Genomic DNA, 14,566 nt, shown 5'->3' with positions numbered 1-14,566 from the left:
CGTTATATTTTAAACTGATTAAGCTGATGGGTTGCGGTATCGACAGCAGCAGTAAGCTCAATACTCGCTTCGTCAGTATGGTGCGCTTGGTCAGTCACTTCTCTTGATAGCTCATGAATCGCTTCAATGTTGCGTCCAATATCGGCGGAGACGATGTGTTGCTCTTCCGATGCCGATGCAATTTGAGCAGACATCTCAGAGATGTTTTCAATCGCGGTCACTACGGTATTCAGTCTTTCTACGGCTAAGGTTGCTTGGCTGACTGTTTCACCTGTCATTTGGCTGTTTTGCTCCATCACACCCACTAGGCTGCGTGCTTCTTCTTGTAAGCGCGTAATCGTGCTGTGGATTTCTTCGGTAGAGTCTTGGGTCTTTTGCGCTAGGTTACGCACTTCTTCTGCGACCACTGCAAAGCCTCGGCCATTATCACCTGCTCGAGCGGCTTCGATTGCTGCGTTGAGAGCGAGTAAGTTAGTTTGTTCTGCGATGGTGTTGATCACATCGACCACATTGCTGATCTCTTCAGCGCGTTGGCTCACTGAAGATACCGCGTCAGTCGTTGCCAGCATTTGTTCCGCCATAGATTGAATCTGTGCTGAGGTGGCCGTCACTTCTTGGTTGCCTGAACGGATGCTCTGTTCTGCTTCTACTGCGGTTTCTGCTGTACGTGAAATGTTTTGCGCGATCTCTTGCGCAGCTGCATTCATTTGATGAACCGCAGTAGAGACTTTTTCGATTTCAATTTGCTGCATTTCGACGTTATTGGCTGCGCGTTTAGCAATATCTTTCACCGAGTTAGACGTTGATGTTACTTGGTTCATTGAGCCATTAATTTCGCCAATCATCGATTGTAGCTTTTGGTTAAAGCGGTTGAAGCTTTGGCTGATTTGTCCTACTTCATCTTTCGATTTTGATTCTAATCGAATCGTTAGATCGCCAGCACCATCCGCAGCATGGCTGAGCAGTTGGTTCACTTTAAGCAAAGGCTTAGCCAGTTTGCCCGCGACAAATACGATGGTCACTGTGCTAAAAATGATCAGTGCGATAGAGAAAATGATCAAGGAGCGAACGCGTTCACGTAACGGTGTCACCATCGCTTGGCGATCTAACACCATGGTGAGTGTCCAATTATGTGGCAATGGTTGGGTGATGATATGAGAATCAACACCGTTGATTTCGACACGTTCAGTAATGGTTTGAGAGCGATTTTTGGCAAGTTCACTGATGACTGGTGAAATCGTCTCAGCACTTTGCAATGAGTAGCCATCAGAAGTATGAGCAAGAATTTGGTGGCTTTGGTCAATCAGCATAGTTTGCGCATCAGGTGGCGCAGGTATGCTGCGTAGTAATTGTTCAAGCTTTTCAATGGTCGTATCTATACCGATAACGCCAACGGTTTGGCCTGCAATCACCAATGGCATTGCCATCGTTGCGACGACGATTTGAGAATTGTCGTTGGTTACGTAAGGTTGGGTAAGTACGGGCGCATTGGCTTGTATTGCTTGTTGAAACCAAACTCGTTGTCTCGGGTCGTAGCCTTGAGATGTCGCGATTTGCTGTTGGTCGAGGTCATCGAGGATGAATCGGCCATCATTATAGGCAACGTACGTATTACGTAAGCTTTTATCTGATAGCGATTTTTGCAGTATGTTACGAATTTCAGATTCTGTTAAGTCTTGATCGTTGATCATGGCGTGAATGTACTGTAATTCAACCACTTTGTTGCTTTCCCAAAACTTAACCAAAGTGTCGAGCGCCGCAAGAGATTGCTTGGCCTCTACAGTGGTTGAGCTGCGTTTTTCTTCATAGAGCGCAACGGTGGAGTAGGAAACCAGAATGGTGCTGAGAAGTAGCATCATCACGGCCATGGAAAGGGCGAAGGTGGTTTTAATTGATTTCATAATGCTCACAAATTTCTGACTTTATCGAACTCGATACTATTAGATGTGAAAATAAAGTGAACGACATTCTGTATTAAATGAGATCTCTGTCAATAATAACGATGTGGCATATAAAGTTGATTTTATATTGCTATCGATGAGCTGTTTTTCTATCTGATTAATAAAGAAAACCAGCCTAAACAGAATCGGCTGGCTTTAACTTTAAGGCAGGGGAGATTGGTTAAATCGAGGAATCGTAGTTATTGCGTTGTGGACAAGTCCCGATAATTTCGCGTCGTCCGGTCTCTTTCACTTCTTCAAGAATCACGTCAAACCCCCAAAGACGATATAAATGCTTGAGCACTTCTTTTGAGCTTTCGTGCAGTGGAATACGGTCATGAGGAACGTACTGCAAGGTGAGTGAACGATCGCCGCGTACATCGACGCTGTACACTTGGATATTTGGTTCTAAGTTACTCAAGTTGTACTGAGCCGCCAGTTTTTCACGGATAGCTCGGTAGCCAGTCTCATTATGGATCTCGCTCACTTCGATGTAGTTTTTTCTATCGTCATCGACAATTGAAAACAATTTAAAGTCACGCATAACTTTAGGCGAGAGATATTGGCTGATGAAACTTTCATCTTTGAAGTTACGCATTGCAAAGTGAACCGCCTCAAGCCAATCGGAGCCCGCTAAATCTGGGAACCACTCTTTGTCTTCATCGGTTGGTTCTTCACAGATGCGGCGAATATCGCGGAACATGGCAAAGCCCAATGCATAAGGGTTGATGCCACTAAAATACGGACTATTGTATGAAGGCTGCGCGACAACGCCTGTGTGGCTATGCAAAAACTCCAAGATGAGCCTTTCAGTGACCACGCCTTCATCGTACATATGGTTAAGAATGGTGTAGTGCCAGAAGGTCGCCCAACCTTCGTTCATTACCTGAGTCTGCTTTTGCGGATAGAAATACTGACTCACTTTACGCACAATACGCACAATTTCCCGCTGCCACGGCTCTAACAGCGGCGCGTGTTTTTCAATAAAATAGAGAATGTTCTCTTGTGGCTCTGAAGGGAATCGCTCTTTAATGTGCTCTTCTTTGGTGGCAGATTTTGGCACTGTTCGCCACAGATCGTTCACTTGAGATTGCAAATACGCTTCGCGTTCTTCTTGGCGGGATTTCTCCTCTGCAATTGAGATTTTCTCTGGGCGTTTATATCGGTCGACGCCGTAATTCATCAGTGCGTGACAAGAATCGAGTAGGTCTTCGACCTCCTGCACTCCATATTTCTCTTCACACTCGGCAATGTATTTTTTAGCGAACAGCAGATAATCGATGATCGAACTTGCATCTGTCCATGTTTGGAAAAGGTAGTTACCTTTGAAGAAAGAGTTGTGACCATAACAGGCATGAGCCATAACCAATGCTTGCATGGTGACGGTATTCTCTTCCATCAGGTAGGCGATACATGGGTCAGAGTTGATGACAATTTCGTAGGCTAGGCCCATTTGGCCGTGCTTATAGCCTTGTTCAGTTTGAATGAACTTTTTACCAAATGACCAGTGATTGTAGTTGATTGGCATGCCGATACTTGAGTAGGCATCCATCATTTGCTCGGAGGTGATCACCTCGATTTGATTTGGGTAGGTATCAAGGCGATAGTGCTCAGCGACACGCTTAATTTCAACGTGGTATCGCTCTAGCAAGCTAAACGTCCAATCTGGCCCATCGGGTAGTGCTTTATTTTCTGTATCGGTTGGCTTTTTTGTTTTGGTTGTCATGGTGGCCTCCCTACGCATTTTCTTTCTTAAACAATTCCCTAAACACAGGGAAAATGTCATCGACACTGCGAATGTTCTTCATCGCGAAGTTGGCAAATTCAGACTCTAGCTTTTCATACTCATGCCACAGCGTTTGGTGGGAACGTCGCGTGATTTCGATGTATGAATAGTATTGGCACTGAGGTAATAGTTGCTTCATTAGCAAATCGCGACAGCGTGGCGAGTCATCGGCCCAGTTATCCCCATCTGAGGCTTGAGCTGCATAAATGTTCCATTGGCCAACAGGGTAACGATCAGCGACGATTTCGTGCATTAATCGCAGTGCGCTGGAGACAATGGTGCCGCCGGTTTCTTGCGAGTAGAAGAATTCATGTTCATCCACTTCTTTTGCTTGTGTGTGGTGGCGAATAAACACCACTTCGACGTTTTCATAAGTGCGAGTGAGGAACAGATACAACAGCACGTAGAAACGTTTAGCGATGTCTTTAGTGGCTTGATCCATCGAGCCGGAAACATCCATTAGACAGAACATGACCGCTTGGCTAGATGGAATGGGGCGACGTTCGTAGTTTTTGAAGCGTAAGTCGAACGTATCGATAAACGGCACACTATCGATTTTTTTACGCAGTGCTTGTATCTCTTCTTTGAGTCGGTTTTCCTCCAGAAGTTGCGCAGGCTCTTGGTTTTTGATGCGTAGCAATTCGTCTTCTAACTCGTTTAGCATGCGGCGTTTACCCGCCGTCATAGCGGTGCGTCGAGCGAGAGATTGTTGTAATGATTTGACGATAGCGATATTGGCAGGAACCCCGGCGGTTTGATAACCAGCGCGATGGGTTTTCCATTCGGTGATTTTGTTGATTTGTGTTTTATCTAGATTAGGCAGAGCGAGATCTTCGAATAGAATATCCAGATACTCATCTTTGGAGATTTGGAATACAAAATCGTCTTGTCCTTCGCCATCTTGACTGGCGTCCCCTTCACCGGAGCCTCCACCTTGGCCTCCGCTTTTAGGGCGTTCTATTTTGTCGCCTTTAATAAACTGGTCGTTACCCGGGTGCACACGCTCTTTAACACCACCTTGTCCTTGGTGAAACACCGGTTCGTTGATGTCTTTATGTGGAATGGCAACATCTTCACCTGTTTCGGTATTGGTGATAGAGCGGCGATTGACCGCGTCGGCGACCGATTCCTTGATCTTTTCTTTGTGACGACGAATAAAACGCTGCCTATTTACAGCACTCTTATTCTTCCCGTTAAGTCGTCTATCGATAAATTGCGCCATGAGTCACCTCTTATTTGCAATCGTACTTGACCACGTTGACAGCGTGCGCTGTCAACGGTAGTCATGGCCTGCTTCGTCGCTATTTAAGAAGATTTACGAACGCGTAGGTACCATTCTGAAAGTAGGCGTACTTGTTTCTCTGTGTAGCCTTTTTCCATCATACGAGCGACAAAGTCGTCATGTTTCTTCTGATCTTCAGAAGAGGTTTTGGTGTTGAACGAGATGACAGGAAGTAGTTCTTCAGTATTGGAGAACATTTTCTTCTCAATCACGGTGCGTAGTTTTTCGTAGCTAGTCCAAACTGGGTTTGAACCGTTGTTGTTGGCGCGGGCACGCAATACAAAGTTGACGATTTCGTTACGGAAATCTTTTGGATTGCTAATACCAGCGGTTTTCTCAATTTTCTCCAGCTCGTTGTTTAGTGCTGAGCGGTCAAATAGTTGGCCAGTTTCTGGATCGCGGTACTCTTGGTCTTGAATCCAGAAGTCAGCGTAGGTCACATAGCGGTCGAAGATGTTTTGACCGTACTCCGAGTATGACTCAAGGTAAGCGGTTTGAATTTCTTTACCAATGAATTCTACGTAACGCGGTACTAGGTAGCCTTTAAGGAACTCGAGATATTTCTCAGCGGTCTCTTGTGGGAATTGTTCACGCTCTATTTGCTGCTCAATCACATAGAACAAGTGTACTGGGTTAGCTGCAACTTCGGTTTGGTCGAAGTTGAACACGCGTGACAAAATCTTGAAGGCAAAACGGGTGGAAAGACCGGCCATACCTTCATCGACACCAGCGTAATCGCGGTACTCTTGATAGCTCTTCGCTTTTGGATCGGTATCTTTTAACGTTTCGCCATCGTAGACACGCATCTTAGAGAAGATGGATGAGTTTTCCGGCTCTTTTAGTCGAGAAAGAATACTGAACTGCGACAAGAGCTCAAGGGTGCTAGGTGAGCACGGCGCTTTTGAAAGCTCTGAGTGGTCGAGCAGTTTTTTGTAGATTTTTACTTCTTCCGAAACTCGTAGACAGTAAGGCACTTTGACGATGTAAACACGGTCTAGGAATGCCTCATTGTTCTTATTGTTACGGAAGGTTTGCCATTCTGACTCGTTCGAGTGAGCCAAAATCATACCGTCAAACGGTAGGGCAGACAAGCCTTCTGTACCGTTGTAGTTGCCTTCTTGGGTTGCGGTCAATAGTGGGTGCAGAACCTTGATTGGCGCTTTAAACATCTCTACGAATTCCATTAAGCCTTGGTTGGCTTTACATAGAGCGCCGGAGTAGCTGTAAGCATCAGGGTCATCTTGTGAATAGTGCTCAAGCATTCGGATATCAACTTTACCCACCAGTGATGAAATGTCTTGGTTGTTTTCATCACCCGGTTCGGTTTTCGCAACGGCTAACTGGTCAAGAATCGAAGGACGAACTTTGACGACTTTGAACTTGGAAATATCGCCGCCAAATTCATGCAGACGTTTTGCCGCCCATGGCGACATGATTGAGCGAAGATAACGTTTTTCGATGCCATACTCTTGTTTGAGTAGGTCGCCATCTTCGCTGACATCAAACAGGCAGAACGGGTGGTCATTGACCGGACTGCGTTCACCATTGGCCGATAATACATAAATAGGAACTTGCTGCATCAAGGCTTTTAACTTCTCTGCCAGCGATGATTTACCACCACCCACTGGGCCGAGTAGGTAGAGAATTTGTTTACGTTCTTCTAAACCTTGCGCGGCATGTTTGAGATATGAAACGATTTGTTCAATGGCATCTTCCATGCCATAGAAGTCTTTAAAGGTATCGTACCGAGAAATTACTCGGTTCGAGAAAATACGACTTAGAAGTGGATCTTGGGCAGTATCAATGACTTCTGGCTCTCCAATAGCCATTAATAAACGCTCGGCTGCGTTTGCGTACGCGCTTTTATCATCTTTACATAGTGCCAAGAAATCCTGTAAAGATAGCTCTTCATCCTTAGCGGCTTCGTAGCGTGCTTGGAAATGGTCGAAAATACTCATGATGATTTCCCCTCTGAACCTGTCTGACTGACACACGACTCGCATTAGTTACTTGCTCCCTCAATTTTAAGCCTAGTGTGCTTTTCAAATTTTGCTTAAAAAATATGTGTTTAATTGCTGACTCGAACCGGAAATTTAGAGGTTAGACCAGTATTTATAAGGGCTACTTTTATGTACGAAATTTGGTGACTATTTGTGTCAATGATGCAGTGGAAAAGTTCGAGCGACGGGGGGTAGTCGGGGAGGAATACGAAAAAGGGCGCTGATTAGCGCCCTTTGTGTTGGTTTCAACGTGATTATGCGTTGAAGATCTGACGGAATTCTGCAGCCGATAAGTGATACTGACGAGGACAAGCCTTCCAAGTGCTCAGCATACGACGGTATTTAGCTAGCATTGGCATTTGAGCATTAAAGTGGTGCTCTGCTTTTTCAAACTGAGGGTATAGACCTTCAGAGTCAACCAAGAAGCGAACGTAGTTAACAAGTTGGTTTTCGCTTGCAGCGTCAAAACCAAGGAACTGTAAGCGACGTTGGTCTACGTCTTTGCGTTCTTCTTCGGTTAACATTTTGTTTGATTCTTGCATTGCATGGTACATCTCCATGATCTCAAGAATCTCACGACATTCTGCTTGTTCAATACAACCAAAGTCTTTATTGAGCTCGTTCATTTGCAGTGCGTAACCACGCTCGACAATTGTCTGTAAGCGTTTGTATTTCTGACTGTTTTCAGGGTCCATTTGTGACATTAGGTAGTATTGATTTGATAGGATCAAACGTTGAGCATTTGTCATTTCCATCAGGTTGGCCTCGTATAATCTAGTACATCTTTAATGTGCTTAGGTTATCGTTTTGCGCTAACGTGAAACATGATCTCAACACATGTTTAATGGGAAAAACACAAACTTTTTTGCCACGATTCGAGCAGCTTAGGGTGGGGGCTATTAAAAAGGCCAACTCATTGGAGTTGGCCTTGTAGAAATTCTTATCGAAGAGACGTTTAGTACTTAACGTTTGAGTGGTATTGCTCAAGGATAGAAACGATTTTATCCATAGTCTCTTTTGATGGAGGGTTAACACCATCGAGTGGGTAGTCGTGACCCAGAGCTTCCCATTTGTGAGCGCCCAGCTTGTGGTATGGCAGTAGCTCTAGTTTTTCAACATTGTCCATATCTTTAATGAACTCACCTAAAAGGTGCGCCGCTTCTTCACTGTCTGTGTAACCCGGTACGACAACGTAACGAATCCAAGTTTTCTTACCTAGCTTATGCAGGTAGCGAGCAAAGTCGAGCACACGGTGGTTAGATACGCCGATAAAGTCTTTATGAATCTCATCTTGCATGTGCTTAAGGTCAAGCATCACTAGATCAGTCGCTTCCAATACTTCGTCAATAACATCGGTATGTTTGCGGATATAGCCATTGGTATCAAGACAAGTGTGAATGCCTTCTGCTTGAGCTGCGCGGAAAAAGTCACGAACAAATTCAGGTTGCAACATAGCTTCACCACCTGAACAAGTGACACCACCGCCTGATGCATTCATGAAGTGACGGTAGGTTTTCGCTTCATTGATGATCTCTTCAACAGTCACTTCCTTGCCATCATGCGTATCCCATGTATCGCGGTTATGGCAATACATACAGCGCATTAAACAGCCTTGCAGAAACACAATAAAGCGAATACCTGGGCCATCGACTGTCCCGCAAGATTCAAAGGAGTGAATACGACCTTTTGTTGACATGAGCTCATCTCTTATAAGTGATTGTCATGTCATTTTATTACAAAAAAAGCGGTTTAAATAGGGCTTGCCATGCTTCTAGCACAATTAATTGCCACTATTGGCGAAATACACCCTAGATGAGAATGGTTATCTGTAATTATGTAACAAAATGATAGGTTTGAGGACAAAAAAGCCACAGCTTATGCTGTGGCTCAAAGAAGTGTTTTGCGCGTTTCTAGAAGAAAGCAAAGAGCGAAAGTCCACCCGTTCCGTAGACAGAAGTCGTCGCTTCTTTATAGTCCGGCGTTTTCACGGTTGTGGTTAAACTAGCGCCAAAAGATTGGTTGTACCAAGCAACACCAGCAACCGCAGTCGCTTGGTTATTTTCTAGGGTTACTTCATACAGTTCTGGATGAGTAATTCCCGGGCGATCACCTTCAATGGTGATATCGTTGAATCGGTAACGAGCCTCTAAGCCAAGGAAGACGAACCAACCGTTGTTTGAACCACCAAGCATACCAGGGCGGAACGGGTTTTCAGTATCGATATTCGCCGCGCCCATATTGCCGCCAAGGTCAGTACCCCAGCGTAGCATTAGGCCGGTTGAAACATCACTGCGGAAGTTACCCACGTTCACTTCTGAAACGTTGGAGATCTCGAAATCTGTATTAGCGATAGAGCGGTCACGATACCAGTTGAAGTGGCTCAAGTAACCGGCATTAACCACAAACTCATCACCCACCTGGAATGCCCAGCCGTTGGGCTCATCAGAGCCGGTAATGCCGTGCACGATGTCTTGAGCTTGCTCAGCTAATGAGCTTTCACCTGTTGTACCAAAGGTAAAGTTGAAGCGCTGTGCTTGCTGTGGGTTAAGGCTAATGTAGTTGAGCTCACCGTGCAGAAAACCCGCGTAAGGACGGTCATTTGCTAGAGGAACCGTCGCTTCAATATCAGATGGCGTATACATTTTATGGCCGAGTACAAATTCAACTTTATCTAAAGAGGATGCACCCCATAGCGAAAGGCTAAATGGCGTTGTCAGCCAGTTTGGTTGAATTGCACCAGAGGTATAACTAAGGAAAATGCCGTTAGTGTAATCTTTATCAACCCCAAATAGGCCATCGTTGTCGAGGCTAAAAGCAACGGTTGAACGTTCTGAAGCACTGCTTGCAGCAGAGGCGAGTAATAAAAGGGGAAGGTAACGTGATAATTTCATTGGTAATTCAGTTCGCAACTGTGCAGACAAATAGATAACAGCTCGGTATCTTACTATACAAAATGAGAAGTAGCGCAAATAAACTTTCGGCATGTGCGCTAGGTCTTATCATGCGTAAGTGCTGCTTGCTAGAAACAAAAAAAGCCCCGCTAAAAAGCGGGGCTCTTGTTATCTATTCAGCTGAGAATTATAGAGACTCAGTGAAAGTACGTGCGATTACGTCAGCTTGTTGCTCTGCAGTTAGAGAGTTGAAGCGTACAGCGTAACCAGATACACGGATTGTTAGCTGAGGGTATTTCTCAGGGTGCTTAACTGCGTCTTCTAGAGTTTCACGGTTAAGAACGTTCACGTTAAGGTGTTGACCACCTTCAATGCCAGCTTCGTGGTGGAAGTAACCATCCATTAGGCCTGCAAGGTTAGAACGTTGAGAGTTCTCTTCTTTACCTAGTGCGTTTGGTACGATAGAGAATGTGTAAGAGATACCATCTTTTGCGTCAGCAAACGGTAGTTTACCTACTGATGTTAGAGATGCTACAGCACCTTTCTCATCACGACCGTGCATTGGGTTAGCACCAGGAGCGAAAGGAGCGCCTGCTTTACGGCCATCAGGTGTAGTACCAGTTTTCTTACCGTACACAACGTTAGATGTGATAGTAAGGATAGACTGCGTAGGGATTGCATCACGGTAAGTCTTAAGCTTACGGATTTTACCCATGAAGTTAGAAACAAGTTCACAAGCCATGTCATCAACACGTGCGTCGTTGTTACCAAATTTAGGGTAGTCGCCTTCGATTTCGAAGTCGATTGCAATGCCATCTTCGTCACGGATAGGTTTAACTTTCGCGTGTTTGATTGCAGATAGTGAGTCAGCTGCAACAGATAGACCAGCGATACCACAAGCCATTGTACGACGAACGTCACGGTCATGAAGAGCCATAAGCGCTGCTTCGTAGCTGTACTTGTCGTGTGAGTAGTGGATTGCGTTTAGCGCAGTCACGTATTGCTTAGCTAGCCAATCCATTAGGTTGTCTAGACCAGCCCAAACTTTGTCGAAGTCTAGAACTTCGTCAGTCATTGGCTCAGCTTTAGGACCAACTTGCATCTTCAGTTTCTCATCAACACCGCCGTTGATAACGTAAAGAAGCGTTTTAGCAAGGTTTGCACGAGCGCCGAAGAACTGCATGTGCTTACCGATAACCATTGGCGATACACAACAAGCGATAGCGTAGTCATCGTTGTCGAAATCTGGACGCATTAGGTCATCGTTTTCGTACTGGATTGAAGAAGTATCGATAGATACTTTCGCACAGAACTTCTTGAAGCCGTCAGGTAGTTGCTCAGACCAAAGAACAGTGATGTTTGGCTCTGGAGAAGGACCCATTGTGTATAGTGTGTTTAGGAAACGGAAGTTAGTACGTGTAACTAGTGTACGACCGTCAACACCCATACCACCCATAGATTCTGTTGCCCAGATTGGGTCGCCAGAGAATAGCTCATCGTACTCAGGAGTACGTAGGAAGCGAACCATACGTAGTTTCATTACGAAGTGGTCGATCATTTCCTGAGCTTGTTCTTCAGTGATGATGCCAGCAGCGATATCGCGCTCAACGTAAACGTCAAGGAACGTAGAAGTACGACCTAGAGACATAGCCGCGCCGTTTTGAGATTTAACAGCTGCTAGGTAACCGAAGTAAGTCCACTGGATAGCTTCTTGTGCGTTAGTCGCAGGACCAGAAATGTCGTAGCCGTATTTAGCTGCCATTTCTTTCATTTGACCTAGTGCACGGTGCTGCTCTTGAATCTCTTCACGAAGCTGCATAGTCATCTGTAGATCATCACCCGCTTCAAGTTGTTCTTGAGTTGAGTGGAACTGAGCTACTTTGTCTTTGATTAGGAAATCTACACCGTATAGAGCTACACGACGGTAGTCACCGATGATACGACCACGGCCGTATGCGTCAGGAAGACCAGTTAGAACACCAGACTTACGACATTTTAGGATATCTGGAGAGTAAACATCGAAAACACCTTGGTTGTGTGTTTTACGGTACTCAGAGAAGATTTTTGAAACTTGTGGGTCAAGTTCACGACCGTAAGCTTTACAAGAACCTTCGATCATACGTACACCGCCGTTAGGCATGATTGCACGTTTAAGAGGAGCTTCAGTTTGAAGACCAACGATAGTTTCTAGGTCTTTCTCGATGTAGCCTGCATCGTGAGCAGTGATGGTAGAGATAAGTGAAGTATCGAAATCAACAGGAGCGTGAGTTGAGTTCTCCAGTTTGATACCTTCCATTACCTTAGCCCAAAGCTTGTTAGTTGCTTCAGTACCTTCAGAAACTAGGAAAGATTCGTCGCCTTCATACGGTGCGTAGTTCTTTTGAATGAAATCACGAACGTTTACTTCGTTTTGCCAATCACCTTCAGCAAAACCTTCCCAAGCTTTAGCAAATTGCTCTGCCATGACATACCTACCTTTTTAGTAGAAAAAACACGTACTGGTTTCGCCGTTGAGCCAGCTATCCTCGGTAAGAGGAACAGTACACTCTTAATGAATAACAATATGTATAGCCTTACTGATCATTTGCATCAAACGATCACAAACCTATAGAAATTGTCACTAACAATAATGTGGGTTCTTTATGATACAGATTCAAGGGTAAACTAAAAAAAAATTGCAAACCTTAAACTAAATCAATAAATCATAAAAAAAGTTGATAATTTTTTGAAAGAATAGGGAAAGCGCTTTGCGCTTTCCCCACAAGTTATAGACTATAAATTATAGCCACGCTTTGATGCCGTATTGGCCTTCAAGCATGCCAACCGCAAGCATTGCGATTAGACAGACAACGAACACACCTACAGGGATGATGATCTTGTCTGCAAATGATAGGCGAGATGCGCGTTCTTTGTCACCGATTAGGCCGTTGTTGTCTAGGAACATAGTTAGTGCCCAAGCAAGAACAGGGTTAGCAACAACAGAAGCGAAGATACAGATACCCGCAGCTTGTGAGTCTTTAGTATCTTTAACCATTTGCATACCAGCTTCAAGTAGAGGAAGGAAAACACCTACTAGAAGCGCGACGCGCATTACAGGTGGCCATACCGCTACGTCCATTGGGAAACCAAGAATCGCAACAATAATACATAGAGCACCTAGAAGAATCGCACCAGCTGGGATAGGACGCTTAGCGATTGCTGCAGGGATCATGTAAGTACCCCAAGATGAAGTGATGTTACCACCACCTACTGCAGTACCAACCATCTGACGTACAGAACACATAGTCATAGTGTCATCTACGTCCATAAGAACTTTTTCAGTCTTACGTGGGTAGTTTAGCTCTTGGAAGATACGGTGACCTAGGAAGTCAGGTGACCACATTGCTACTGCAAGAATTGCAAACGGTAGAGACGCAATGAAGTGGTTTAGGTTTGGAAGACCAAGCATCCAACCTTCAGTTTCGCTGCCCCACCAGTAAACAGGGTTTAGGTTTGGTAGACCCATCTGAGTTTCGAACTGAAGATCAAAACCTGCGCCCAGTACTAGAGCGATAATTAGACCAGTAAATGCACAAACTGGGATCGCTAACCAACGCATGTTGATTTTTGCAAGGAAAGCGTAAATCGCGATAGTGATACCAAGAACGATAAGACCAACGTAACCCATGCTACCAGATGCAACATCTGCAGATTGTAGGCTAACTGCCCAGTCTTGAATCGAGCCGATTTGGCTCATCGTACCGGTAAAACCAAGGAAGATAAGTAAGCCACCGGCTGTACCTTCAGAGGTGAGGTTCACCAGTTTAGAACCACCTTTGAAGTAACTCAGTAGAAGACCGAATACACCAAGAAGGATTGCTAGCGCAAGAGGGTGAGCACCCGCAAGAGCGATAGAGCCGATTAATGGGATCATCGGGCCGTGGTTACCGGCTAAGTTAGCGCGTGGGTTGAGGAAACCAGAAGAAATGATACAAAAAAGAAGTGCTGGAATTAACATCTCAACACGCGCAACTTCGATAGCGAACTCTTTACCAAGATTAACGTGATCCCAAGCTGCGGTTAGACCTTCAGCCCAAGACATCATTACCGCAGAGTACATCGCGATGATGCCGATAGTACCTGCAAGAGCTGGAACTAAATCTTCAAGTTCGAAACGGAAATCACGACCTGGAAGGTTTAAACCGAAGCGGCGAGGCTTCATGATTTGCAGTTCGTGGTCTAGGTAGTCGGAACGACTTGCAAACTCAGAAGCTGGACGGTGCAGCTCTTGATAGCTCTTGTTTTCGATATCCGAATCAGAGTGCGGCTTATTTACTGCGTCTGACATAGATTCCTCATATATAAAAGTTAGTGATTCTTTGTGGTCGCTTATTATTTGAATTATGTAAGCGCTGGTGTAAAAGCTATAGCTTCCTGCAAAGTTCTCTTTTGATGCCGTCTTTCAAGCACGACACCTATGTGCTTTAACATAGTCGATTTCTCCGACAAAAGAACGCTTTTGAGGCTTTTATCTGTTGGGGAGTTTAACGTGCTAACCCTTTGGAGTGATTGATTTAGATCACTTTATGACAGAATGTGAAAGAAAACTACGCAGTTTGGTTAATCTTTAGCTAGTCTTTTCCTTGATGCTGAAAAAATATTTCAGATTGTAACTTTTGCAAGCGATG

9 protein-coding genes are annotated in these 14,566 nt (G+C 44.9%); all 9 read right to left on the bottom strand.

Annotated features, from left to right (window positions below; translation table 11 throughout):
• Positions 1–2 precede the first annotated feature (2 nt).
• Positions 3–1,901: a methyl-accepting chemotaxis protein gene (locus tag MU515_RS02035; protein WP_260258707.1), complete on the bottom strand. Its 1,899-nt coding sequence runs from the start codon at positions 1,899–1,901 to the stop codon at positions 3–5.
• Between the two features lie 220 nt (positions 1,902–2,121).
• Positions 2,122–3,666 carry a SpoVR family protein gene (locus tag MU515_RS02030; RefSeq protein ID WP_260258706.1) on the bottom strand — a complete coding sequence of 515 codons (1,545 nt, stop codon included), beginning with the start codon at positions 3,664–3,666 and terminating at the stop codon, positions 2,122–2,124.
• 10 nt (positions 3,667–3,676) lie between these two features.
• Positions 3,677–4,948 (bottom strand): YeaH/YhbH family protein, encoded by a 1,272-nt coding sequence (locus MU515_RS02025; RefSeq protein ID WP_260258705.1) that lies wholly within the window; start codon positions 4,946–4,948, stop codon positions 3,677–3,679.
• A gap of 83 nt (positions 4,949–5,031) precedes the next feature.
• Positions 5,032–6,966 carry a PrkA family serine protein kinase gene (locus MU515_RS02020; RefSeq protein ID WP_260258704.1) on the bottom strand — a complete coding sequence of 645 codons (1,935 nt, stop codon included), beginning with the start codon at positions 6,964–6,966 and terminating at the stop codon, positions 5,032–5,034.
• Positions 6,967–7,262: 296 nt separating this feature from the next.
• Positions 7,263–7,763, bottom strand: coding sequence for a YfbU family protein (locus tag MU515_RS02015; RefSeq protein WP_260258703.1), 501 nt, complete (start codon positions 7,761–7,763; stop codon positions 7,263–7,265).
• Positions 7,764–7,963: 200 nt separating this feature from the next.
• On the bottom strand, positions 7,964–8,704 hold the full coding sequence (gene pflA / locus MU515_RS02010) for a pyruvate formate lyase 1-activating protein (protein WP_260258702.1): 741 nt from the start codon (positions 8,702–8,704) through the stop codon (positions 7,964–7,966).
• Between the two features lie 214 nt (positions 8,705–8,918).
• A complete protein-coding gene (locus MU515_RS02005) occupies positions 8,919–9,899 on the bottom strand; it encodes a lipid A deacylase LpxR family protein (protein WP_260258701.1) in 981 nt (326 codons plus the stop codon).
• A gap of 187 nt (positions 9,900–10,086) precedes the next feature.
• Entirely contained in the window at positions 10,087–12,363 is a 2,277-nt protein-coding gene (gene pflB / locus MU515_RS02000) for a formate C-acetyltransferase (protein WP_260258700.1), read from the bottom strand.
• Between the two features lie 315 nt (positions 12,364–12,678).
• On the bottom strand, positions 12,679–14,226 hold the full coding sequence (locus MU515_RS01995; protein ID WP_260258699.1) for a DUF3360 domain-containing protein: 1,548 nt from the start codon (positions 14,224–14,226) through the stop codon (positions 12,679–12,681).
• Positions 14,227–14,566 lie beyond the last annotated feature (340 nt).

The organism is Vibrio intestinalis, assembly GCF_025195085.2.
GTDB lineage: Bacteria > Pseudomonadota > Gammaproteobacteria > Enterobacterales > Vibrionaceae > Vibrio > Vibrio intestinalis.
The sequence above is the reverse complement of the archived record's forward strand: the minus strand, read 5'-3'. Positions and strand labels throughout refer to the sequence as shown.